The 22349-nt window shown below is 70.9% G+C and carries 28 protein-coding genes; 17 read left to right on the top strand and 11 right to left on the bottom strand.

Going from position 1 to position 22349, the window contains the following annotated elements; translation table 11 throughout:
* Window positions 1–131 precede the first annotated feature (131 nt).
* Complete coding sequence (dtd, locus tag ACQPZX_RS41920) at window positions 132–554, top strand: D-aminoacyl-tRNA deacylase (RefSeq protein WP_433368614.1); 423 nt, start codon at window positions 132–134, stop codon at window positions 552–554.
* On the opposite strand, the gene ACQPZX_RS41915 is transcribed toward dtd, so the two are convergent.
* On the bottom strand, window positions 551–1339 hold the full coding sequence (locus tag ACQPZX_RS41915) for a sporulation protein (RefSeq protein WP_433368611.1): 789 nt from the start codon (window positions 1337–1339) through the stop codon (window positions 551–553). The two genes, dtd and ACQPZX_RS41915, sit on opposite strands and share 4 nt — an antisense overlap.
* Window positions 1340–1582: 243 nt before the next feature.
* Between ACQPZX_RS41915 and sigB the strand changes: the two genes are divergently transcribed.
* A complete protein-coding gene (sigB, locus tag ACQPZX_RS41910) occupies window positions 1583–2557 on the top strand; it encodes an RNA polymerase sigma factor SigB (RefSeq protein WP_433368608.1) in 975 nt (324 codons plus the stop codon).
* A 63-nt stretch (window positions 2558–2620) separates the two neighbouring features.
* Here the strand turns inward: sigB and ACQPZX_RS41905 are convergent, their stop codons facing one another.
* Both ACQPZX_RS41905 and ACQPZX_RS41900 read right to left on the bottom strand, forming a co-directional pair.
* Window positions 2621–3382: a phosphotransferase gene (locus ACQPZX_RS41905; protein ID WP_433368606.1), complete on the bottom strand. Its 762-nt coding sequence runs from the start codon at window positions 3380–3382 to the stop codon at window positions 2621–2623.
* Window positions 3383–3410: 28 nt separating this feature from the next.
* On the bottom strand, window positions 3411–3761 hold the full coding sequence (locus ACQPZX_RS41900) for a hypothetical protein (protein WP_433368604.1): 351 nt from the start codon (window positions 3759–3761) through the stop codon (window positions 3411–3413).
* A gap of 139 nt (window positions 3762–3900) precedes the next feature.
* Between ACQPZX_RS41900 and ACQPZX_RS41895 the strand changes: the two genes are divergently transcribed.
* Window positions 3901–4551, top strand: coding sequence for an HAD family hydrolase (locus tag ACQPZX_RS41895; RefSeq protein ID WP_433368603.1), 651 nt, complete (start codon window positions 3901–3903; stop codon window positions 4549–4551).
* Window positions 4552–4588: 37 nt separating this feature from the next.
* On the opposite strand, the gene ACQPZX_RS41890 is transcribed toward ACQPZX_RS41895, so the two are convergent.
* Together ACQPZX_RS41890 and ACQPZX_RS41885 are read right to left on the bottom strand one after the other, a co-directional pair.
* Window positions 4589–6910 carry an FtsX-like permease family protein gene (locus tag ACQPZX_RS41890; RefSeq protein WP_433368600.1) on the bottom strand — a complete coding sequence of 774 codons (2322 nt, stop codon included), beginning with the start codon at window positions 6908–6910 and terminating at the stop codon, window positions 4589–4591.
* Window positions 6904–7638 (bottom strand): ABC transporter ATP-binding protein, encoded by a 735-nt coding sequence (locus ACQPZX_RS41885; protein ID WP_433368597.1) that lies wholly within the window; start codon window positions 7636–7638, stop codon window positions 6904–6906. Before ACQPZX_RS41885 ends, ACQPZX_RS41890 begins: the two co-directional genes overlap by 7 nt.
* A 120-nt stretch (window positions 7639–7758) precedes the next feature.
* On the opposite strand from ACQPZX_RS41885, the gene ACQPZX_RS41880 reads away from it, so the two are divergent.
* The 3 genes from ACQPZX_RS41880 to ACQPZX_RS41870 all read left to right on the top strand — a co-directional run bounded on the left by ACQPZX_RS41880 (window position 7759) and on the right by ACQPZX_RS41870 (window position 10452).
* Window positions 7759–8946: a sensor histidine kinase gene (locus ACQPZX_RS41880; protein WP_433368595.1), complete on the top strand. Its 1188-nt coding sequence runs from the start codon at window positions 7759–7761 to the stop codon at window positions 8944–8946.
* 17 nt (window positions 8947–8963) lie between these two features.
* Complete coding sequence (locus ACQPZX_RS41875) at window positions 8964–9614, top strand: response regulator (protein WP_433385763.1); 651 nt, start codon at window positions 8964–8966, stop codon at window positions 9612–9614.
* 271 nt (window positions 9615–9885) lie between these two features.
* A complete protein-coding gene (locus ACQPZX_RS41870) occupies window positions 9886–10452 on the top strand; it encodes an HhH-GPD-type base excision DNA repair protein (protein ID WP_433368592.1) in 567 nt (188 codons plus the stop codon).
* A gap of 163 nt (window positions 10453–10615) precedes the next feature.
* On the opposite strand, the gene ACQPZX_RS41865 is transcribed toward ACQPZX_RS41870, so the two are convergent.
* A complete protein-coding gene (locus ACQPZX_RS41865; RefSeq protein ID WP_433386086.1) occupies window positions 10616–10921 on the bottom strand; it encodes a hypothetical protein in 306 nt (101 codons plus the stop codon).
* Here ACQPZX_RS41865 and ACQPZX_RS41860 point away from each other — a divergent pair.
* The 4 genes from ACQPZX_RS41860 to ACQPZX_RS41845 all read left to right on the top strand — a co-directional run bounded on the left by ACQPZX_RS41860 (window position 10901) and on the right by ACQPZX_RS41845 (window position 12361).
* Entirely contained in the window at window positions 10901–11014 is a 114-nt protein-coding gene (locus ACQPZX_RS41860) for a methyl-accepting chemotaxis protein (RefSeq protein ID WP_433385761.1), read from the top strand. The two genes, ACQPZX_RS41865 and ACQPZX_RS41860, sit on opposite strands and share 21 nt — an antisense overlap.
* Before the next feature lie 129 nt (window positions 11015–11143).
* A complete protein-coding gene (locus tag ACQPZX_RS41855) occupies window positions 11144–11416 on the top strand; it encodes a hypothetical protein (RefSeq protein WP_433368589.1) in 273 nt (90 codons plus the stop codon).
* Window positions 11413–11916: a GAF domain-containing protein gene (locus ACQPZX_RS41850; RefSeq protein WP_433368586.1), complete on the top strand. Its 504-nt coding sequence runs from the start codon at window positions 11413–11415 to the stop codon at window positions 11914–11916. Before ACQPZX_RS41855 ends, ACQPZX_RS41850 begins: the two co-directional genes overlap by 4 nt.
* Window positions 11917–11971: 55 nt before the next feature.
* Window positions 11972–12361: a DUF3099 domain-containing protein gene (locus ACQPZX_RS41845; protein ID WP_433368583.1), complete on the top strand. Its 390-nt coding sequence runs from the start codon at window positions 11972–11974 to the stop codon at window positions 12359–12361.
* Here the strand turns inward: ACQPZX_RS41845 and ACQPZX_RS41840 are convergent.
* Window positions 12358–13242, bottom strand: coding sequence for a carbohydrate kinase family protein (locus ACQPZX_RS41840; RefSeq protein ID WP_433368580.1), 885 nt, complete (start codon window positions 13240–13242; stop codon window positions 12358–12360). The genes ACQPZX_RS41845 and ACQPZX_RS41840 overlap by 4 nt on opposite strands.
* Window positions 13239–14186 (bottom strand): pseudouridine-5'-phosphate glycosidase, encoded by a 948-nt coding sequence (locus tag ACQPZX_RS41835; protein ID WP_433368577.1) that lies wholly within the window; start codon window positions 14184–14186, stop codon window positions 13239–13241. The genes ACQPZX_RS41840 and ACQPZX_RS41835 overlap by 4 nt, the downstream gene beginning before the upstream one ends.
* A gap of 116 nt (window positions 14187–14302) precedes the next feature.
* On the opposite strand from ACQPZX_RS41835, the gene ACQPZX_RS41830 reads away from it, so the two are divergent.
* The 5 genes from ACQPZX_RS41830 (at window position 14303) to ACQPZX_RS41810 (ending at window position 17839) form a co-directional block, all read left to right on the top strand.
* Entirely contained in the window at window positions 14303–14527 is a 225-nt protein-coding gene (locus ACQPZX_RS41830; RefSeq protein ID WP_378970390.1) for a DUF3039 domain-containing protein, read from the top strand.
* Complete coding sequence (locus ACQPZX_RS41825; RefSeq protein WP_433368574.1) at window positions 14494–15129, top strand: trimeric intracellular cation channel family protein; 636 nt, start codon at window positions 14494–14496, stop codon at window positions 15127–15129. The genes ACQPZX_RS41830 and ACQPZX_RS41825 overlap by 34 nt, the downstream gene beginning before the upstream one ends.
* A 50-nt stretch (window positions 15130–15179) precedes the next feature.
* Window positions 15180–16910: a DEAD/DEAH box helicase gene (locus ACQPZX_RS41820; protein ID WP_433368571.1), complete on the top strand. Its 1731-nt coding sequence runs from the start codon at window positions 15180–15182 to the stop codon at window positions 16908–16910.
* Between the two features lie 201 nt (window positions 16911–17111).
* Window positions 17112–17603: a hypothetical protein gene (locus ACQPZX_RS41815; protein WP_433368568.1), complete on the top strand. Its 492-nt coding sequence runs from the start codon at window positions 17112–17114 to the stop codon at window positions 17601–17603.
* A complete protein-coding gene (locus ACQPZX_RS41810) occupies window positions 17603–17839 on the top strand; it encodes a helix-turn-helix transcriptional regulator (protein ID WP_433368565.1) in 237 nt (78 codons plus the stop codon). The genes ACQPZX_RS41815 and ACQPZX_RS41810 overlap by 1 nt, the downstream gene beginning before the upstream one ends.
* 52 nt (window positions 17840–17891) lie before the next feature.
* Here the strand turns inward: ACQPZX_RS41810 and ACQPZX_RS41805 are convergent, their stop codons facing one another.
* On the bottom strand, window positions 17892–18131 hold the full coding sequence (locus ACQPZX_RS41805; protein ID WP_296070931.1) for a DUF7455 domain-containing protein: 240 nt from the start codon (window positions 18129–18131) through the stop codon (window positions 17892–17894).
* 242 nt (window positions 18132–18373) lie between these two features.
* The gene (locus ACQPZX_RS41800; RefSeq protein ID WP_433368562.1) at window positions 18374–19939 is read right to left on the bottom strand and encodes an RNA polymerase sigma factor; all 1566 of its coding nucleotides are present in this window, start codon (window positions 19937–19939) and stop codon (window positions 18374–18376) included.
* A gap of 244 nt (window positions 19940–20183) precedes the next feature.
* Between ACQPZX_RS41800 and ACQPZX_RS41795 the strand changes: the two genes are divergently transcribed.
* A complete protein-coding gene (locus ACQPZX_RS41795; RefSeq protein ID WP_433368560.1) occupies window positions 20184–21041 on the top strand; it encodes an inositol monophosphatase family protein in 858 nt (285 codons plus the stop codon).
* Here the strand turns inward: ACQPZX_RS41795 and ACQPZX_RS41790 are convergent.
* Entirely contained in the window at window positions 21038–21586 is a 549-nt protein-coding gene (locus ACQPZX_RS41790; RefSeq protein WP_433368557.1) for a LytR C-terminal domain-containing protein, read from the bottom strand. The two genes, ACQPZX_RS41795 and ACQPZX_RS41790, sit on opposite strands and share 4 nt — an antisense overlap.
* Before the next feature lie 346 nt (window positions 21587–21932).
* Between ACQPZX_RS41790 and ACQPZX_RS41785 the strand changes: the two genes are divergently transcribed.
* Entirely contained in the window at window positions 21933–22229 is a 297-nt protein-coding gene (locus ACQPZX_RS41785; protein ID WP_020512573.1) for a DUF4193 domain-containing protein, read from the top strand.
* Window positions 22230–22349 lie beyond the last annotated feature (120 nt).

Below are 22349 nucleotides of genomic sequence, written 5' to 3'. Positions count from 1 at the left end.
TGCCGGCTGCGCACCGCGTAGCATCGCGGCGCCGGAGGGCACCCAGTCGGATTTCACCGTTTAGGCTGCCAGGGCGCCAAAGGACCAAGCGGGCTCGGGCGACATCTCGGGCAGGGCGGAAAGGGTTACCCATGCGGGCGTTGGTACAGACCGTGAGCCGGGCCAGTGTGACCGTCGACGACGAGATCATCGGCAAGATCGAGGATGGGCTGCTCGTGCTGGTCGGGGTCACCCACGACGACACCCCCGCCAAGGCCGCCGAGCTGGCGCGCAAGACGTACGAGCTGCGGATTCTCGACGACGAGGCGTCGGCCTCCGACGCCGGCGCGCCGCTGCTGGTGATCAGTCAGTTCACGCTCTACGGCGACGCCCGCAAAGGCCGCCGCCCGACCTGGAACGCGGCGGCGCCGGCCGAGATCGCCGAACCGCTGGTCAACGCGTACGTCGAGGCGCTGCGCGCCCGGGGAGCGACCGTGGAGACCGGCCGCTTCCGGGCGCACATGCTCGTCGAGAGCGTCAACGTCGGGCCGCGCACGCTGCTGCTGGAGCTCTAGAAGAACAGCCCCCGGCGCTGGGCGGACTGCCGCAGCCAGTTGTCGAGCTGGCCGGCCCAGTCGACCTGGTCGACCGTGGCGTAGTCGACGTCGAACTTGCCGAACGCGTCGTGACCCTCGGTGAACATGCCGCCCCGCTTGTCGATCTCCAGAACCACCTGGAGGCGGTGCGGCGTCGGGATGAAGGTCAGTTCGAGCTGGTTGATCCCGTGGGCGTACGCGGACGGCGGGTAGAACTCGATCTCCTGGTAGAACGGCAGCTGCTGCTCCACGCCGTACACCCGGCCGCGCTCGACGTCGGCGCGGCTGAATCGGAAGCCGAGCCTCAGCAGCGCGTCAAGGAGGCGCTCCTGCGCCGGCAGCGGGTGCACCGCCACCGCGTCCAGATCCGACTTGTCGACCGCGCGCGCGACCTCGAGCTCGGTCGTCAGGCCCATGGTCATGCCGTGCAGATGCTGCCCGTAGACCTCGGTGATCGGCGTCTCCCACGGCACGTCGAAGCGGAACGGCACGTCGTAGCGCGCGCCCGGGTCGAGCCGGAACGAGCCGGTCAGCCGCTGCCGGTGGAACTCCTGGTCGGTGTTGTACTCGCTGTCGCCGCTCTCCACCTCGACCCGGGTGATCAGCCCGACGGCGAGATATTCCACGTCAACCGCGTGATCGCCGCCCTGGACGTGCACCTGGCCCTCGAGGAATCCGCCGGGCCGGCAGTTCGGGTTGGCCAGGACCGTCTCCACTGACGGACCACCGACACCCATTGCCTGCAACATCTTCTTGAAGACCACTGAACCGAACCCTCCTGGACGGCGTTTGCAGAACATTATCGGCGCATCACAACAACCCAGATCCGGCATTCCACCCACTTGTCGGCTTGGTGACGTCAGGGTTCTCCCTGATTCATGCCACCTGGACGCTTGCCTCACCTCCGCTTCACGCGTCCCGGGCCAAGCTATCGATCACCGGCACGAAGCGGCTGGGACGCACGAGACGGTTATCAGCGGGGAGGGGACTGAAAGGTGGTCCTGCAGATGAAGGCCTCTGACGAGAACAGCATGACGGACGGTGTCGAGCTCTTGGTCGACCTGGACGCCACGGACGAGCGTGGAGTCTCCGCAGACCTGGTTCGGGCCTACCTGAACGGCATCGGCCGCACCCGCCTCCTCACCGCCGTCGAGGAGGTTGAGCTCTCCAAGCGCATCGAGGCCGGGCTTTACGCCGAGGAGAAGCTTCCCGAGGCGAACGACGACCTTGCTCCTCTGCTCGAGATCATCGTCATCGAGGGCAAGGCCGCGAAGAACCACCTGCTCGAGGCCAACCTGCGGCTGGTGGTCAGCATCGCGAAGCGGTACACGGGCCGCGGCATGGCGTTCCTGGACCTGATCCAGGAGGGCAACCTCGGCCTGATCCGTGCGGTCGAGAAGTTCGACTACACCAAGGGCTACAAGTTCTCGACGTACGCCACCTGGTGGATCCGGCAGGCGATCACCCGCGCGATGGCCGACCAGGCCCGCACGATCCGCATCCCGGTGCACATGGTCGAGCAGGTCAATCGCATGGTCCGGGCCCGCCGCGACCTCGCTGCGACCCTCGGCCGCGAGCCGAGCATCGTCGAGATCGCCAAGGCCATGAGCGTGCCGGAATTCCAGGTCATCGAGCTCATCTCGTACGACCGGGAGCCCGTCAGCCTCGACCAGGCCGTCGGCGAGGACGGGGAGAGCGCGCTGGGCGACTTCGTCGCGGCGGTCGACCCGAACCCGGCGAACACCATCGGCCAGGGCGAGCTCCGCAACGAGGTGGAGATCGTTCTCGCGACGCTCTCGGAGCGCGAGTCCGCGGTGATCCGCCTCCGCTTCGGTCTGGACGACGGCCGGCAGCGCACCCTCGACGAGGTGGGTCGCGAGTTCGGTCTCTCCCGCGAGCGCATCCGCCAGATCGAGAAGGTCACGATGCTCAAGCTCCGTGACCCCGAGCGTGCCTCCCGGCTGGAGGCCTACGCGGGCTGATCCCGCACCTGTACTTCCTTCGACCGTCCGGCGGATCCTCCCCTTCCGCCGGGCGGTCGTCTGCTATCGAACGCCGGCCCGCACCCGAGCCACCGCGGTGCCGATCATCGCGACCTCGTCGGGTGACATGGTGAGCTGGCCCCCGCGGTACGCCGCGGCGTCGTCGAGGAGCCGCAGCGGGTCGCCCGGCGCCAACTCGAGGAACCGGTCGAGCATGGCGTCGATGGACGCGCCGAGCGGATGCTCGATGGACCCGATCGCGACCTGCGCGATGATCAGCGCGCTCAACGCCGTGTCGAGATCGCCCGGCCCGTCGCCTGCGTTCCGCCAGTCGATCACCACCGGCCCGCGCTCGGTGATCAGCACGTTCTCCGGATGCAGGTCGAGATGAATGATCGTGTCCCGCCCAGCGGACCCGCGCGGTGGCAGCTCGTGCAGCCGGCGTAGCAGTTCGGCGAGCATGACGGCGCCGTCCTCCAGGGCCAGTTCGCCGGCGAGCGCCGCCTCCGCCATGGTCGGCCCATGAAGCCGTTCCATCACCATGTCGGGCCCGCTCGCGGCGTACACCGCCGGGACGGGATAACCGTGACTGGCGGCGTACGCCATGATCTCGGCCTCGTGCGCGGTGTCCGCCCCGGTGCGATAGCGCCGCAGCACCCGCCCGTCATCGAGCAGAAAGACATCGGCCTCCCGCCCCGCGGCGAACGGCTCACCCAGGCCCGCGGCGTTAGGCTCGCCGGGCTCATGGCGCGCGACGTCCGGCTCGCCCGCGAGGGGCTGGCTCGCGGGCGGCATCGGAGTCGGGGCCGGCGGCTGGTCTGTCACGCCGCCGACGTTAGCGGCCGGGGCCAGGTCAGTCGATCGCGTTGCTGCTGGCGTCGCTCGTGTAGCTGTCGACCGGCGTCTCCAGCGCGCCGGTGGTGGCATCGCCGGTGGTCGTGTTCGCGACACCCGGGCCGGTGCGCGGATGGGTGCGGAAGCTGTTCGGCCCGGCCGTGCCGCCGGTCGTGGTCATCACGCCGTGCTCCGGGTGCGGCCCACCGTCCTGAAGCCGGTCGACGTCGGTGCCCGCGGCGAGCGTGCTCGACAGCCCGGCGTCGTCGTCACCCTTCTCCGGCCGGGGAGTGTCCGGCTCGTCGAAGACCCCGGGACCGTAGTCGCCGCCGGCGATCTCCCGCTCGATGCTCTCGTACGAGTCGCTCATCGTCGTACCCCTTCCTTACGGACCGGTCACAAGCAGCGACGTTACCCGCGTGCGGCCGGGCCAATTGCGTTCGTCTTTGTGATCCGCGTCGCCGCGTCGCCGGCCGGACGCGCTTGCCGGGACGGCGGATGATGCTCCTGTGCTGAAGGCGATCATCTTCGATCTGGACGGAACGATCCTGGACACCGAGACCCCCGAGTTCACCTCGTGGCAGGAGGCGTATGCCGCCCACGGCGTCTCGCTCGACCAGGCGGTGTGGTCGCAGGCGATCGGCACGTCGGACTCGGGCTGGGATCCGTACGACCATCTCGAGGAACTGATCGGCGGCCCGGTGGACCGAACGGCGCTGCGGACCACCCGGCATGCCCGCTTCGACGAGTTGATGTCCGCGGCCGAGGCCCGCCCCGGGATCGTCGCCTGGCTGGACGAGGCCCGCGACCTGGGCCTGCGCGTGGGTCTGGCCTCGAGTTCCGGCGCGGCCTGGGTCGAGCGCTTCCTCGACGCGCTCGGCTTGCGGGATCGGTTCGCGGTGCTGGCCACCCGCGAACGGGTCGTGCGGAGCAAGCCCGCGCCCGACCTGTACGAACTGGCGCTGAGCGATCTGGGCGTGCGCGCGGACGAGGCGCTGGCGATCGAGGACTCGCCCAACGGCGTGGCGGCGGCCAAGGCGGCCGGCCTGTTCTGCGTGGCGGTGCCCAACCCGCTGACCGCCGATCTCGCACTGGACGGCGCGGACATCGTGCTGGGTTCCCTGACCGAGCGCTCGCTCCGCGAAGTCGCCGGCAGGTGAGGCCTCGCGACGCGTCCCGGGCCAGCTCGAATGACGCTCACGACAGCTCCCGGGCCAGGTCGAAGCGGGTCAGCCGCGCCCGTGCGGGCAGCACGCTCGCGGTGAGGGCCAGGGTGAGGCAGACACCGACCGCGATGGCAGCGGTCGGCCAGGGCACGGTCAGAGGCACGGCCGCGCCGGTCTGCTCGCGCAGCCCGGCCACGCCGCCCCACAGAGCCAGGAACGCGGCGGCGCCACCCAGCGCCGCGCCAACGGCAACGACCAGCGCCGACTCGCCCGCGACGGCAAGCAGCACCTGCCGCGGCGTGGCACCGGCCAGCCGCAGGAGTCGATAGTCCGGCGCGCGGCGGGCCGTGGCCATGAAGAGCGTGTTGGCCACCGCGAGCGCGCCGTAGCCGACCGACACCCCGATCAGCAGCAACGTGAAGATCCAGACAAGACGGTCCTCTTCCGCGTCTGCCTGCCGGGCGTAGGTGTCCACATCGACCGCCCGCGCCCCCAACGCGCCCATGCCTGTCCCGGCGCTCGGAACGGCGGCGGCTGTCGCCAGCGCCGACGGGTCGTGCTTGCGCACGGCGGCGCGGCTCAGCACCACCTCGGCCGGCGCCGTGTCGTCGGGGAGGACGGCCACTACGTGCAGGCGCGCGGGCAGCCCATCGGGGAAGGTCGCAGTGAGCGTGTCCCCGACTCCCAACCGCGATTGCCTGGCCCGGGACTCGGAGAGGGCGACGGCATCCGGCTCGGCGAGCGCCTGCGTGGGCAACGATGCCGAGGGGTTCACGCCGACGGCGGCGAGCACAGTGTCGTCAACGTACAGATCGGTGGGTAGCGACGCCGACGGCGCGGCAGCGTCGCTCAGGCCGGGCGTCCCGTCCGCGATCAGGACCGTGCCGGTCTGCATCGCGTTGGCGCGACGGCCTGCATACGCCTCGGCCGATGTCTGCACGTTGCCCGCGATGAAGACCGCGAACGCCACCGTCAGCAACACCGGCGCGGCGGTCGACGCGGTGCGCCTGGCCCCGGTCAGCGCGCTCTCCCTCATCACCGTGGCGATCGGTCCGCGAGCCGGCCGCAGCAGCACTCGCACGAGCAGCGGCACGGCGGCCGGCGCCAGCACCGTCGCCCCCACCACCAGTGCCATCGCCCCGAGCAGCGCGAACGCCGCGAGGTCGCTGACGTCGTCGGTCATCGTGGTGGCGAGGCCCGCCGCCACGCCCCCACCCGTGAACAGCAGCCCGGTGATCCAGCGAAGCCGCGTCATCGGCCGCGGCTCCACCTGCGCCTGCCGCAGCGCCTCCAGCGGGCCGACCCGGGCGGCGCGGCGGGCGGCCATCAGCGATCCCGCGACGGCGAGCAACGGGCCGGCCGCGATGCCCGCCAGGACGGCCCAAAGATGGAAGCCGACCCTCAACGACAACGGCTCGAACCCGGCGTCGACCAGAACCCTCCCGATCAGCGGCGAGAGTACGAGCCCGAGCAGCGTGCCGGCCGTCCCGGCGACGATCCCGACCAGCGCGGCTTCTCGGATCACGGAACGGCGCACCTGGGCCGGCGTCGCGCCGATCGCCCGCAGGAGGCCGATCTCGCGCCGTCGCTGGTGGACGGTCAGCGCGAACGTCGAAGCGATCACAAAGGCGCACGCGAACGCCGACAGCGCCGTCATGGCGGTGATCACCTGGAGGCCGATCCACCGCGTCCGGGCGTCGGACCGCGGCTCCAGATCGCCCAGCGCCGAGCCGTGCAACACCGTCGCGCCGCCGGCGAGTGCGAGGACTTGCGGCAGGTGAGGGCTTCCGGTGAGACCGATGACGCGTACGCCGGGGGCCAGGCGCGCCGCGGTCGCATCCGAGACGTAGAGCCGGTCGGCGTCGATGAGCCCGGTTACGCGCCATGTGGTTGGCCCGGTCGCCATCAGGATCGTCACGTCGCCGCCGACCGGGATTCCCGAACCACGGGGCACGACGACCTCGCGATCGGCTGTCGGAGAACGGCCCGCGACCAGGGTGTCGGCTGCCAGGGCCGAGCTCGCCCATCCGTGCCCCTCCTGCACGGCGGATGACGGGCGGTCGCCGAGCACTGGCTGGGCATAGAAGTGCCGATCGGGGACCGCAGCGGTGACTCCGGGGACCGTGGCCAGACGGGCGGCCAGAGCGGCGGCCTCGGCTGAGGACCAGGGCCGGGGCTCCGGGAACGGGTCGGCCGGGGTCGTCACCCGAGGGCTCTGCACCGCCATGGCGACCGCGGCGTAGCGGTCTGGCACTCGCGGGTGGGCCGAACCGAGCAGTGTCAGGGTGAGCGCTACGGCCGCCGTACCGAATAAGACGGCGACAAATGCACCCAGCCGGTCTCTCGTCAGCATGTCGCCTCCACCGCGGCCATGCGGGTCGCGATCGACTCGGCGGAGGTCGCCGCCAGGCGATCGATCAGCCGGCCGTCTGCCAACAGCAGAACCTGATCAGCCACCGCGGCCGCCACCGGATCGTGGGTGACCATCACGATGGTCTGGCCCCGCTCGTCGACCAGGCCGCGCAGCAGCGCGAGCACCTGCCGGGAGGTGGTCGCGTCCAGCGCGCCGGTCGGCTCGTCGGCGAAGAGCACCGATGGGCCGGTGAGCAGCGCGCGGGCGATCGCCACCCTTTGCTGCTCGCCGCCGGACAGCTCGACCGGGCGGTGTCCGGCACGGTCGGCGAGACCGACCCGGCCCAACGCCGCGGCCGTCTCCTCCGGAGCGACGCGGCGGCCGGCCAGGCGAGCGGGAAGCGCGACATTTTGCGCGGCGGTGAGCGAGGAGATCAGGTTGAAGGCCTGGAAGACGAAGCCGGCGCGCTCGCGCCGGAGGACGGTGAGGCCGGTCTCGTCGAGCTCGCTCAGCCGCACGCCGTCGAGCACCACCTCGCCGGAGGTCGGCCTGTCCAGACCGGCCGCACAGTGCAGAAGGGTGGACTTGCCGGAGCCGGACGGGCCCATGACGGCCGTGAAGGTGCCGGCCGGGAGATCGACCGTGACACCGTCCAGCGCCGTCACCCGGTCTCGGCCGGCGGAGTACTCCATCCGTAGGTCGTGGAGCGCGACCATCGCTGTCGTCATGGCTGTCGACGATCGCGGTTCGGGGGCGGGAAGTCGTCAAACCCAGGTCCAGAGTTGGTGATCGCGAACATCAGACCGTGGTCTGACGCGCCCGGCGGGACTTCTGATTACTGTCGCGGCATGACGACCGCCGCGCCCTCCGTGTTCCTCCGCGGGCTCAGCCGCGGCCAGCTGCTCGCGTGTGATGCGGTGCTGGCCGTGGGGGCCGCGGTGCTCGGCTGGCTCGCCGCGGCCGAGGTGCCGCTCGCGTCGTCGCGGGTCTCCTGGCACGAGCCGGCCTGGGTGTCGGCGCTGATCGGGCTGCTGCTGGGCGTTCCAGTGGCGGTGCGCCGGCTGCGACCCGAGTTGGCGGCCTGGTCGGCCATCGCGCTCTGCGCCTTCGCCTCGCTCACCGGGGCGATTCCCGATTACGCGGGGATCGCGCCGAGCGTCGTGCTGGGGCTGGTGCTCTACACGGTGGGCACCGATGTCCGGCGGGGCCGGTCGGTGCTGATCGTCCTGGTGGGCATCGCGGTGCTGGGGGTGGCGTTCGCCTTGGCGACCCGCGAGCTGTACGAGGTGGGGCTCGTGCTCTGGGCGCTTGGCATCTGCTGGACGCTCGGGCGCGCCATCCGGGAGCGCCGGGCCTACGCCGCACAGAGCGCCGGCCAGGTGACCGAGCTGGCGCTGCGCGCGGAACGGTTGCGGATCGCCCGCGACCTGCACGACATCGTCTCGCACAACATGAGCGTGATCGCGGTCCGGGCCACGATCGCCGACCACATCGCCGACGCGCGGCCCGAGGAGCTGCGCGAGTCGCTGCGGCTGATCGCCACCACGAGCCGGGAGACCCTCGCCGAGCTTCGCGGCGCTCTCGGAGCGCTGCGCGCCGAGGCGGTCGTCGCGCCCACGCCCGGTCTGACCGAGCTCGACGAGCTCGTCGCGGCGGCTCGTTCCGCCGGGCTTGCGGTCGATCTCGAAGTCCGCGGTGACCGGGTCATTCCGGAGAGCGTTGGCGTGGCCGTGTTCCGGGTGGTGCAGGAGGCGGTGACGAATGTGCTCAAGCACGCCCGAGCAACGACATGCTGGATCGAAGTCGACCTCGCGCCGGGCGAGGTCCGGATCGAGGTGACCGACGACGGCGCGGCCGGGCCGGCCAACGGCATTGGTCGTAGTGGCTTGAGTGCGGTGGACGACGGCGGTGAGGCTGCGGGGCAGGGGCTGATCGGTATGCGGGAGCGGGTCGCGATGTTCGGCGGGGAGTTGGTCGCTGGGCCCAGGCCCGAGGGCGGCTGGCGGGTGGCGACGACCTTGCGGTATTCGGCATGAGCGAGGCGGTATCTGGGATGAGCAGGGATGTGCGGGTGGCGCTGGCTGACGATCAGCCATTGCTGCGGGCCGGGTTTCGGCTGCTCATCGACAACACGCCTGGGCTGGTCTGCGTGGGCGAGGCGGCTACCGGGAAGGAGGCGGTCGAGGTCGCGCTTCGGGAGAGGCCCGATGTGATCCTCATGGACGTGCGGATGCCGGATATGAATGGCATCGAGGCGACCCGGCAGATCTGTCAGGGCAACGCCGGGTTGTGCACGCGGGTGCTGGTGTTGACGACCTTCGACCTCGATGAGTATGTGTTCGGGGCGATCCGGGCCGGGGCCAGTGGCTTTCTGCTCAAGGAGGTTCTGCCGGGCGATCTGATCAACGCCATCAAGGTGGTTGCGGCCGGCGAGGCGTTGCTGACACCGGGCGCTACGCGGCGGCTGATCGAGGCCTACACCGAGTTGCCCGAGCGCAAGGTCACGCCGTTGCCGCACATCACGGCGCGGGAGCGCGAGGTGCTGGAGTTGATTGCGCGGTGCCGGTCGAACGAGGAGATCGCCGCCGATCTGCAGGTGAGCATGGGCACCGTCAAGACGCACATCACCCGGCTGCTGGCCAAGCTGGGTGCCCGCGACCGGGCTCAGCTGGTCGCCCAGGCATACGAGGCCGGCATGCGCTGACGGGGGCGCTCGGGCGCTCGGGGCATGGCCGGCCGGGGTGGCGTCGGGCGCGGGGCATGCGCTGGCAGGTGCCCGTGGGGCGGCCGGGGCGACGCGGGCGCGGGCGACGGGGCGGCGCGGGCGGCGTGCGAGCGGCGGGGTGGCGTGCGGGCGGTGGGGTGGCACGCAGGCGGCGGGGGCGGCGTGTGGGTGGCGGGGCGGCGGCGATCTGGGGGCGGAAGTGGGGTGGGCGTCTGGACGGGAGGGGAGCGGTTAGCGGCAAGATAGGGGCATGACGCTCAGCCTGCCGATTGACGACGAGGCCAATAAGCTGCTGTCCAGTGAGCCGCTGGCGCTGCTCATCGGGATGGTGCTGGATCAGCAGATTCCGTTGGAGAAGGCGTTCAGCTCGCCTTGGGTGTTGGCTCAGCGGCTTGGGCACTCGCCTACGGCGGTGGAGATTGCGGAGTTTGATCCGGAAGGCCTGGTGGCGATCTTTGCCAAGCCGCCTGCGTTGCATCGGTTTCCGAAAGCCATGGCGGCTCGGGTGCAGGAAGTTTGCCGGGCGCTCGTCCAGGAGTATGACGGGGAGGCCGCCAATCTGTGGGCCGGCGTGAGCGATGGCAAGGAGTTGCTCAAGCGGGTGGCTTCGTTGCCGGGGTTCGGCAAGCAAAAGTCTCAGATCTTTGTGGCTCTGCTGGGGAAGCAATACGGGGTCGAGCCGGCCGGATGGCGTGAGGCCGCGGGTGGCTACGGAGAAGTCGGATCGTTCAAGTCCGTGGCCGACATTGTCGACGGTGAGTCGCTGGGGAAGGTTCGCGCCTACAAGAAGGAGATGAAGGCCGCGGCCAAGGGCTGATGCCGTCACCGCTGCGTTCGGTGGGGCATCGGATGCGTTTGGGGAGGTAGGCCGCCTCCGAGGCCAACCGGTGGGTCGCCAAGCAGCAGCAGGCCGCCGAGCGGATCGCCTCGGCCACCGCGGAGATCTCGGTGTAGAACGCGGAAGCCGCGGAGGCGTCGCGTCAGCTCACCGAGTCGATGCAGCAGATCTCGGCGGGCGCCGAGGAAGACTCGGGCGCCACCCAGCAGAGCCTGACCGCGATGAACCAGGTGGAGGAGCGGGTCTCCAGCCAGGAGCAGACCACCCGCCAGGTCGCCGAGCTCAGCCAGGCGCTGCAGAACCTTCTCCAGGAGACCCGCTCCGGCATCAGCGGGCTGCTCGCCAACGTCGAAGGGGCCTCCAGCCGGCAGGCCGCCTCCGTCGTGACCATCACCGGGCTGGAGAAGCAGGCCGACGAGATCGGGAGATCGTCAAGACGGTCGCGCACATCGCCGACCAGACGAACCTGCTCGCGCTCAACGCGGCGATCGAGGCGGCCCGCGCCCGGCCCTCCCCGCCGAGGCGGTTAGGGAGAAGATGATTCGAGTCGACGACCTGCGGGCACGCCACGTCATGGGCCGCCAGCGGGCCACGCACGCGGCGAGCACCGGCGGGCCGTCCGATTCCGCGGGCGAGCCGATTATCGAGCTCTTCTGACCGGGGGACCGAGATGACGCCGAGCAACGAGTACGGGCAGGAGCGCCCCACCGAGAACGAGGCGATCGACGCGCTCGGCGAGCTGGTCGGCCGGCGCACCGCCGAGGGCATCTGGGACCTGTCGGTTCGCGAGCTCGGCCTGCGCCGCCCCCTGGAGAGCGCCGCCGACCTGCGCAAGATGGCCGAGCACATGATGACGGTCGGTGACATGATGCGGGTCGCCGGCCGCTCGACAAAGGTGCGGGTGATCACCTACGAGGCGTTGAGCCGATCGGTGCCCTCATGACGGCGGCGATCCGTTCGATCCCGCGGCTGGCCGACGTGGCCCGGCTCGGGCTCGACCGGGAGGCCGAGCGTGGCTATCTGCGCGACATTGTCGATACGGTAGGGGTCCGGCTCGATACTCCCTTCGTGATGGTCGATGTCCTGCTCAACACGGCGCAGGTCTTCCTGGCCGGGGCCGGCCCGGCGCCGGACTGGATGCGCGAGGCCTGCGGCACCCCGGCGGAGTGGGCGCTCTGCGTGCCGCTGGTCGCCGACCGTGCGCCGCGCGCCGTGCCCGACCTGAGCGCCGACCCCCTCTTCCACGACAATCCGCTGGTCACGGTCGGCGGCATCCGGGCGTACGCCGGGGCGCCGCTGATCTCGCACACAGGTCAGGTGCTCGGCGGGATCTGCGGGCTCGACGTGCGGCCACGCTTGTTCCATCCGGGCGAGATGCTCTTCCTCCAGGAGATGGCGGCCGAGGTGGTCGAGCGGGTCGAGGAACGCGCGTACCGGGACTGAGTGGGCATCGATGCCCCGGCGGTGCAAGGATGAGGGGTCGATCGGAGTCCTTACCGTGAAGAAGCAGCCGGTCCTGATCACCGACGCCGCCCGCAGCCAGGACGAGCAGTTCCGTAGCCGGCAGATCCGCTACGTGACGATGATGGGCCTGCGCGCCGTCTGTCTGATCATCGGCGCCGTCCTGATCAGCGTCCATCCGCCGTTGCTCGCGCTCTGGCTCATCCTGTGCGCGGCCGGCATGGTCACCCTGCCGTGGATGGCCGTGCTCATCGCGAACGACCGCCCCGCCCGCAGCAAGGCCGAGCGGGCCGCGGCCGCCGCCGAGCGCGAGAAGCCGCAGCCCTCGCTCACCCAGCACACCGATGAGCAGGTCGAATACCTCACCATCGATGCCGACTGGACGACCCGGCCCTCGCCGGAACGCGAGCGGGAGCGGGAGCGCTAGCGGGGCCGGGCGCCGATCTGGGCGACGGCTTGCGCGCCGAGGGCCGCTCCGGCCGCGAGCGCGGCCTGCGGCCCCGCGCCGGAAGACCATGCGTCGAGCAGGCCCGCGGCAAAAGCGTCACCCGCCCCGGTGGGATCCTTCATCGGTACGCGGGAGACGGTCCCCTGCCAGATCCGGCCGGCCCGATCCGCCCAGCACGCGCCGGCCGCACCCCGTTTGACCACGACGTTCGCCACGTGCGCGGTCAGACCGGCCGCCTGCTCGGCCGCGGCGCCCGGACCGGCCAGCACGTCGGCCTCGTCCGCGTTGCACAGGAGCAGGTCGGCACCGCGTACCCAAGTCAGGAAAGCCCGCGCCCCCACGGCCCGCAGCGGCGCCGCCGAGGCCGCGTCGACGCTTGTCGTGAGACCTCGTTCCGAGGCGGCCGCCAAGGCCGCGAGGCCGGCCGGCCGGGATCCCTCGTGCAGCAGCGGATAACCGGAGAGATGCAGGTGGGTGGCGTCGGCCGCCTTGATCGCCTCGACCACGTCGCCCGGGTCGAGCAGCAGCGAGGCGCCCCGGTCGGTGACCATCGTGCGTTCCTCGGGGCCGGCCAGCACCACCACGCTCCCGGTCACCGCGCCGGCGTGCGCCCGCACCGCGCAGTCCACCCCGCCCGCGGTCAGCTCGGCCACCCGCTCGCGGCCCGCCGGGTCGTCGCCCACCGCCGCCACCAGCGTCACCGGCCGGCCGGCGCGGGCCAGCCAGGCGGCCGTGTTCGCGCCCTGGCCACCGCCGCCCACGGTGATCGCGGCAGCGGTGTCCGAGCCGATCTCGATCGGGCCGGCGTGCGACACCAGCACATCGGTGACGAGATCACCGACGACGATCACGCGGCTCACGCGGGGACGCTGAAGCCCAAGGTGGCCGGCGTTGCGGTGCTCGCCACCGCGATCTTGGCGGCCAGCGCGGCGTTGCGCAGGATGATCCGCACGTTCACCGCCAGGCTCTGGCCCTCGGTGCTCTCGTGGAAGTGCGAGAGCAGGAACGGGGTGACCGCCTTGCCGGTTATGCCGTCGCGGGCCAGCAGGGCGAGCCCCTCCTGCAGGGTGCGGTCGTGCAGCGCCGGGTCGAGCTGCTCGCCGGCGGGCAGCGGGTTGGCCAGGATCAGCGCGCCGGCCCCGACCGCCTGGTCGGCGCGGGCCCGGATCACATCGGCGACCTGCTCGGGGGAGTCGAGCTCCCAGTCGATGTCGAAACCGCCGTCGGTGATGAAGAAGCCGGGGAAGCGGCGGGTCTGATACCCGGCCACGGCGACGCCCAGCGTCTCGAGGCGCTCCAGCGTGGCGCCCACGTCGAGGATCGACTTGACCCCGGCGCAGACCACGACGATCGGGGTGCGGGCCAGCGTGACCAGGTCGGCCGACTCGTCGAACGTGACACTCGCCTCGCGGTGCACGCCGCCCAGACCGCCCGTGGCGAACACGCCGATCTCGGCGGCCGCCGCGACCGCGCTGGTCGCGGCGACCGTGGTGGCGCCGTCGGCCCCGCGGGCGGCGGCCACCGCCAGGTCGCGGACGCTGAGCTTGGCCACGCCGTCGGCGAGCGCCAGGTGCTGGACCTGGTCGTCGTCGAGGCCGACGACGAGCTGTCCGCCGATCATGCCGATGGTGGCGGGCACCGCGCCGTTGTCCCGGACGGTCTGCTCGATCTCGCGGGCCACCCGCAGGTTGTCGGGGTGGGGCAGCCCGTGGGAGATGATCGTGCTCTCCAGCGCGACCACCGGCCGGCCGTCCCGGCGGGCACGGGTCACATGCTCGCCGTATCGAATCGCGAAGTCAGTCACGACGCAACCGTACGGTGCCGTTGGACCGTCCCGCTGTGAGGTGTCAGACTTGCTGGTTGGAGCTTCGTACCTCCGCCGCGCTGGGGGCGCCGGCGGCACATTTCACCGAAGGGCAGATCCTCGTGAGCACGCAGATTCTGGAGCGGCCGGAGACCAAGGACGCCGACACCGGCCCGGAGATGTTCCATTACGTCCGCAAGGAGAAGATCGCTGAGAGCGCGGTCATGGGCACCTTCGTCGTGGCGCTGTGCGGCGAGAAGTTCCCGGTGACCAAGACGCCGAAGCCCGGTTCCCCGGTCTGCCCGCAGTGCAAGGAGATCTACGAAGCGATGACCCACTGAGCAGTCTGCTCGTCGGTGATCTCATCGGCGTCGCGGTCTTCGCCGCCTCCGGCGCGTCGGCCGCGATCGCCAAGCGCCTCGACCTGTTCGGCGTCGCCTTCGTCGGATTCGTGGCGGCTCTCGGCGGCGGCATCCTGCGCGATCTCGTGATCGGCGCGGTGCCGCCGCTGGCGTTCGCCGACTGGCGGTACCCGGTGACCGCGGTGATCGCCTCGGTCGCCGTGTTCTGGCTGCACCCCCAGCTCTCCCGGCTGCGCCGCACGGTGCTGCTGCTGGACGCCGCCGGGCTCGGCCTGTTCACCGTCACCGGCACGCTCAAGGCGCTGGACGCGAACGTCCCGCCGGTCGGGGCGTGCCTGATCGGCATGATCACCGCGATCGGCGGCGGCCTCGCCCGCGATCTGCTCACCGGCGAGATCCCGGTGGTGCTGCAGCGCGACATCTACGCGGTCGCGGCGCTCGGCGGCGCGATCCTCGTCACGATTCTGCACGGGCTCGGGCTCGCCGGTCCGATCCCGACGGTGGTCGCGGCCGTGCTCATCACCGGTGTGCGCCTGCTCGCCCTCTATCGGCGGTGGTCCGCGCCGATCGCCGTGCCCTGAGCCGTCCATGGCTATGCTGGCCCTTCTGTGCCGGAACTGAAGGGAAGTTCGTGAGCCCGCCTTTACCGGATCTGGAGACGTTCCCGCCGCTGCGGGCCTGGCAACGAAAAGCGCTGGTGGAGTACCTCCGACGCCGCTCCGAGGACTTCATGGCCGTGGCGACGCCCGGCGCCGGCAAGACCACCTTCGCCCTCCGGATCGCCGCCGAGCTGCTCGCCGACGGCACCGTCGACGCGGTCACCGTGGTCTGCCCGACCGAGCACCTCAAGAGCCAGTGGGCGGCCGCCGCCGGCCGGGTCGGCATCCAGCTCGACCCGACCTTCCGCAACGCCGACGTGCACTCCTCGCGCGACTTCCACGGCGCGGTTCTCACCTACGCGCAGGTCGGCATGGCCCCGGCGGTGCACCGGCGGCGCACGATGACCCGCAACACGTTCGTCATCCTCGACGAGATCCACCACGCCGGCGACTCGCGTACCTGGGGCGACGGGGTCAAGTCGGCCTTCGACGAGGCCACCCGCCGGCTGATGCTGACCGGCACCCCGTTCCGCTCGGACGAGAACCCGATCCCGTTCGTCACCTACGAGCGCGGCGAGGACGGCCTGCAGCGCTCCCGGGCCGACTCGGTCTACGGGTACTCGGACGCGCTGCGCGACCGGGTCGTGCGGCCGGTGCTGTTCATGGCGTACTCCGGCGAGACCCGCTGGCGCACGAACGCGGGCGACGAGCTGGCCGCGCGCCTCGGCGAGCCGATGACCAAGGACCTGGTGGCCCAGGCGTGGCGTACCGCGCTCGACCACCGCGGCGACTGGATGCCGCAGGTGATGCGGGCCGCCGACGCCCGGCTCACCCGGCTGCGCGAGCACGGGATGACCGACGCGGGCGGGCTGGTGATCGCGAGCGACCAGCAGACCGCGCGGGCGTACGCGAAGCTGCTGCACGAGATCAGCGGGCAGCCGGCCGTGGTCGTCCTCTCCGACGACGAGGGCGCCTCGGGCCGGATCGCCAAGTTCGCCGCCTCCGAGGAGCGCTGGATGGTCGCGGTGCGGATGGTGTCCGAGGGCGTCGACATCCCGCGGCTGGCCGTCGGCGTCTACGCCACCAGCGCCTCGACCCCGCTGTACTTCGCGCAGGCGATCGGCCGCTTCGTGCGGGCCCGGGTGCCGGGCGAGACCGCGACGGTGTTCCTGCCCAGCGTGCCGCACCTGCTCGGGCTGGCCAGCGAGATGGAGGCGCAGCGCGACCACATCCTGGGCGCGCCGAAGCAGAAGGACGGCCTCGACGACGACCTGATGGAACGGGCGCAGCGCGAGGAGGACGCCTCCGGCGACCTGGAGAAGCAGTTCGAGGCGCTGTCCTCGATCGCCGAGCTCGACCAGGTCATCTACGACGGCACCTCGTTCGGCACCGGCGCCCGCACCGGCACCGCCGAGGAGGAGGAGTACCTCGGCATTCCCGGCCTGCTCACCCCCGACCAGGTGTCGGTGGTGCTGAACAAGCGGCAGGCCGATCAGCTGGCCGCGCAGAAGCGGCAGAAGGTGAATGAGCCCGCGTCGGTACCGGCCCAGCGCGACCCGGCGCCGGCGCCGATGACCGCGGGGGAGCGGCGCAACAGCCTGCGCCGGCAGCTGAACACGCTGGTGGCGGCCCATCACCACCGCACCAACCTGCCGCACGGCAAGATCCACGCCGAGCTGCGGCGGCTCTGCGGCGGCCCGCCGAGCGCCCAGGCGACCATTGAGCAGCTGGAAGAGCGGATCGCGACGATCCAGACGCTGTGAGGTGGCCCGGCGGCCCCCACGGGCACGCTGAGGCTCTTCGGGCTCGTGGAGCAGTCTGACCCATACCCGCGCTGGACCGGGGGCGCAGAGGCTTGCCTGGGGGCCCTGCGGGCCGGTTGGCTCCATCGCTACCGGGCCACCGGCGACCCCGGCGTGTTAAGTCCTCTTGACGTCAAGAGGACTTAACACGATGATGGACTCATGGCGACGACAGTGCTCGACCGCGTGGTGCGGTGGAATCTCGATCTTGACGGCGATCTCTACGGCGACGAACGCGAGCGGTACCGGTGGTACGAGGGGATCGCCACCGCCTCCCAGCTCCAGGCGATCCTCATCCCCTGGGCGGCGGCGATCTCGGTGTGGCCGCTCGGCGAGCACGCGGTGGCGCCGCTGGCGATCATGCTCGTGGTGTTCTGGCTTCCGGCCCTGCTCAGCACGATCTACGTCCGGGCGCGCAAGGTCGAGACCGCTCCGCGCAGCTGGAGCGCCAAGCGGGTTCTGCTGACCGCGGTGACCGCCCTGCCGTACGGGGTGTTCATGGCCGGCGCCTTCTACGTCCACAACCCCGACAGTCCGACCTGGATCGGCGCCATCGTGGGCGGCGTGATCGGCGGGGGCATCAGCGTCGTGGGCTTGATCGTCAAGAGCCGGCAGGTCCAGCGGCGCGAGGCGCTCGCCAAGGACGAGGACTGATGGCGCCATCCTCCGGCCCGGTGCGGGCCGCGGAGGCCGACGGCGCGGCGGGCGGCCGCATCCGGGCGGCGCGCAAGGAAGCCGCCCTCACCCAGCAGGGGCTCTCGGCGGCGGTCGGGGTCAGCCGGCAGACCATCATCGCGATGGAAACCGGCGATTACGCCCCTTCGGTGTACCTGGCTATCAAGATCGCCCGCGCCCTGGGGGTGACGGTCGAAGAGCTTTGGGACGCGTGAAAAGGGACGCCCCACACCCGGGCGTCCCTTTGAAACACGTCTTGCGGGGGATTTAGTTGGAGTTAGACATCATGTCCGCGCCACGCCAGGTGAAGTCCGGGTCCGCCGCGTACTGAACCGCGATCTTCACCAGGTCTTCGGCGTACCGGTTGGCGTGGTGTCCGCAGAACACCAGCTCACCGCCACCAGCCAGGGTCAAACGGAGCTTTCCTGCTGCATTGCAGCGGTCGCACCGTTCATCGGCTGCGGTGCCGGCCAAACTACCCGCCGGCGGCGTGAGAGTCGGGGTCATCGCCTTCCTCCTCTGTTCGAACCGATGAACATGTTCCTCGGCTACTGCTCACATCGTGCAACACCCTGCACCGTTGCAGCCTTCCCACTGTGCCCCGGGGGGACCAGGGTCACACGTGCTTGGGGCTAGTGTGCCGTGATCCAAGGGTGCCACGTCAACGATCACTTCTGCACAACGGTCTGACCACCACCCGTCGATGTACGGGTGGTGACCAAACAGACACAGAGTGTTGACTAAATGATCTAGTCCAGGTAATCCCTGAGAACCTGCGACCGGGACGGGTGACGCAGCTTCGACATCGTCTTGGACTCGATCTGCCGGATCCGCTCGCGGGTGACGCCGTAGACCTGGCCGATCTCGTCCAGCGTGCGGGGCTGGCCGTCGGTCAGGCCGAAGCGCAGCCGGACCACGCCGGCCTCGCGCTCGGAGAGCGTCTGCAGCACCTGCTGGAGCTGGTCCTGCAGCAGCGAGAACGAGACCGCGTCGACCGCGACGACCGCCTCGGAGTCCTCGATGAAGTCGCCGAGCTGGCTGTCGCCCTCGTCGCCGATCGTCTGGTCCAGCGAGATGGGCTCCCGGGCGTACTGCTGGATCTCCAGCACCTTCTCCGGGGTGATGTCCATCTCCTTGGCCAGTTCCTCCGGAGTGGGCTCGCGGCCCAGGTCCTGGAGCAGCTCACGCTGTATGCGGCCGAGCTTGTTGATGACCTCGACCATGTGCACCGGGATGCGGATCGTGCGGGCCTGGTCGGCCATCGCGCGGGTGATCGCCTGCCGGATCCACCAGGTGGCGTACGTCGAGAACTTGTAGCCCTTGGTGTAGTCGAACTTCTCGACCGCACGGATCAGGCCGAGGTTGCCCTCCTGGATCAGGTCCAGGAACGCCATGCCGCGGCCGGTGTAGCGCTTGGCCAGCGACACCACCAGACGCAGGTTGGCCTCGAGCAGGTGGTTCTTGGCCCGCTCGCCGTCGCGGCCGATCCAGCGCAGGTCGCGCTCCATCGTCCGCTCGAGCTTCTCCTCGCCCTCGTCGCAGGCGCGCAGCCGCTCGGCCGCGTACAGCCCGGCCTCGATGCGCTTGGCCAGCTCGACCTCCTGCTCCGCGTTGAGCAGGGGGACCTTGCCGATCTGCTTGAGGTACGCCCGGACGGAGTCGGCCGACGCGGTCAGCTCGGCGTCGCGGCGGGCCTGCTTGAGAGCCTCGGACTCCTCGTCGTCCCACTCGAAGTCGCCGTCGGTGGCCGAGCTCGCGGCGTCGGACGCGGCGGCCTCGACCATGGCGGGCGGCTCCTCGACGACCACGTCCTCGATCTCGGCGGCCAGCTCCTCGGGATCGATCTCCTCGCCGTCCTCGGGAGCGCCCTCCTCGCCCGGAGCGGCGGCCTTGGCGGGCGCCGCCTTCTTGCCGGGGACGGCGGCCTTGGCGGCCGCCTTCTTGGCGGGGGCGGCCTTTTTCGCCGGGGCGGCCTCGCCCTCGGCAGCCGGCGCGGCGGCCGCGCTCTGCTTCGGGGCGGCGGCCTTCTTGGTGGCCGGCGCCGCCTTGGCGGTCGTGGCCTTGGAGGCGGGTGTCGCGGCGCGGGCCGCGGCGACCTTGCGACGGGTGCTCGCCGAGCCGTCGACGACGACCGTGATGCCGGCGTCCACGAGACCACGCAGGATCTTCTTGGCCTGAGCCGGGTTCACCTCGGCGGACTCGAGCGTACGAGCGACCTCGGCCGATGTGAGCTGCCCGCCGGCGCCCTGCGCGTGGGCGATCAGGGCCTCGGTGAGAGAACGAACGTCGGCACCGTTCTGGTGGGCTTCTGTCACGAAAGACCTTCCGGAGGCGATGAGGTTGTGCGGCCATGAGCCCAGCGCAGCGCACGGCGAGGAGGCTGGCCGGTGTGTTGGTGTGGGGACCCCCGGGTCGCGCTCTTACGTTCGCGAAGCGGTGGGTAGGCGTGAATTGTAGCGCCGTCCAGTGAGATCCTCCCGCCGCAGCACGCCGCAGGGGGTCGCCGACCTCGCTGGAGACACCTGGCGCGAGAATGGTATCGGCGGAAAGGGCGAACAAGTGAGCGAGTTTCCGGCGGCCGACGAGCTGCTTTCGATCGCCGTGCCGGTCGCGCGGGAGGCCGCGGCCACCGCGCGGCGGATGCGGGCCGAGGCGATCACCGATGTCGAGACCAAGAGCACGCGTACGGACGTGGTGACGGCCGCCGATCGGGCGGTCGAGCGTCAGGTGGTGGAAGCCCTGCGTGCCGCGCGTCCCGCGGACGGCGTGTTGGGCGAGGAGTACGGCGAGGCCGCGCTGCTGCCGGCGCCTGGTCCTACGGACGGCGCGGAGAACCCGGGCCCCACCGGGGCCAAAGGTGTCCGGTGGATCCTCGACCCGATCGACGGCACGGTGAACTACCTGTACGGCATCCCGGCGTACGCGGTCTCGCTGGCCGCCGAGGTGGACGGCGTGGTGGTCGCCGGCGTGGTGATCAACGCGGCCACCGGCGACGAGTGGACCGCGACCCGCGGCGGGGGCGCCTGGCGCGCCGGCCGGCGGCTGCGGTGCTCCGCCCAGACCGATCTGGCGCAGGTGCTGCTCGGAACGGGTTTCGGCTACGACGCCAAGCGCCGGGCCCATCAGGGCGCCGTGATCGCCCAGTTGATCACCCGAGTGCGGGACATCCGGCGGATCGGCGCCGCGTCGCTCGACCTCTGCTCGGTCGGCGAGGGGGTCCTCGACGCCTATTTCGAGAAAGGTCTCAACCCTTGGGATCATGCGGCCGGCGGCCTGGTCGCCACCGAGGCCGGCGCGATCGTCCGCGGCCTGGACGGCGCCCCGCCGAGCCTCGAGATGGTCGTGGCCGCGCCTCCGGCCCTTTTTGGGCCGCTGGAGTCCGCGCTGGTCGAGCTGGACGCCTCCGGCGGAGCCTAGGAGTCGTCGTCCTTCTTCTTGATCGGCTTGATGCAGGAGCCCGGCGGCAGGGTCGGCTCGCCGACCTCGACCAGCGACTGGTTGACCTCGGTCGTCGTGGCGAGCTGCCGGAACTGGCTGCCGATCACGATGTCGATCGCGGCGCCCTTGCGCTTGGCGTTGTACTCCATCTTCGACTGGGCCAGGAAGTACGCCCGGAGCAGCTGGGCCCGCCCGACCGCGTCCGGACCGAACCGGATCTCGGCGACACCCTTGTACTTCGTCTTGCTCTCAGCCGGCTTCTGTACGGTGAAGCGCCGGTTCTTGAACTCGTTGGTGACGCTGTCGGCCAGCCCGGGGGTGTTCGTGCCGTTGAGGATGCGAACGGTGACCTCCGCCGGGTCGTCCGGCAGCGTCACATCGGCGAGCGGGGCGCCCGCCGGGCAGTCCTCGCCGGTCACCGCGTCGCCCTGCGAGTCGCGGACCAGGGCGGTCACGACGAAGACCACCGCGGCCACGGCGAGCACGCCAACGACGACGAGCGCTCGGACGCGGGCAAAGCTCATGGGGCTGGCTCCAGGATTGGCTGAGGCGGCCGCGGGGGACGCGGTGCCTGTCGAGAGGTTAGCGTCTGTGCGCCAGGCATGCGGAAACAGGGAATCCTTCCGGCGCGCCGACGATGATCCAGAGCGTTTCGCCCCTACTTTGATGTCGCCTCGGTCACATCGGGAACAATGGGCCGCCTGTATGCGTACAACGATGCCGCGACGCAGGTAAGGTTCCGCGCTCGCCGGGGCAGTTTCTAGAGGTCAGTACGAGTGTCAGAAATCGTCCGGCGGAACCGGGAACCGAAACCTCGTCACAGGCGTTACTAACGCCAAGTGACTCATCGATACAGGAGAGTGAAATCCGATGGCCACCGACTACGACGCCCCGCGTCGCGATGAGGTCGACCTCGGCGAGGACAGCCTCGAGGAGCTCAAGGCCCGTCGCGCCGACTCGCAGTCGGGCTCAGTGGACGTCGACGAGGTCGAGGTGGCGGAAAGCTTCGAGCTGCCCGGCGCCGACCTGGCCGACGAGGAACTGACCGTCAAGGTGCTGCCCATGCAGCAAGACGAGTTCCGCTGCGCCCGTTGCTTCCTCGTGCACCACCGCAGCCAGTTGGCGGCGGAGCGCAACGGGGAGCTGATCTGCCGCGAGTGCGCCTGACCGGCGTCTCGCGCGCAGCGCGCCACCCGGCCGCGTTCCCTCGACTGGACCGTGCTGGTTTCAATGGGGGACACGACCGGGCATTCGGCTTTCCAGCCGATGCCACGCACGACGGGGAGG

This window comes from Actinoplanes sp. CA-142083 (genome assembly GCF_050942195.1).
Lineage (GTDB): Bacteria > Actinomycetota > Actinomycetes > Mycobacteriales > Micromonosporaceae > Actinoplanes.
This window is presented reverse-complemented; position numbering and strand designations above follow the sequence as displayed.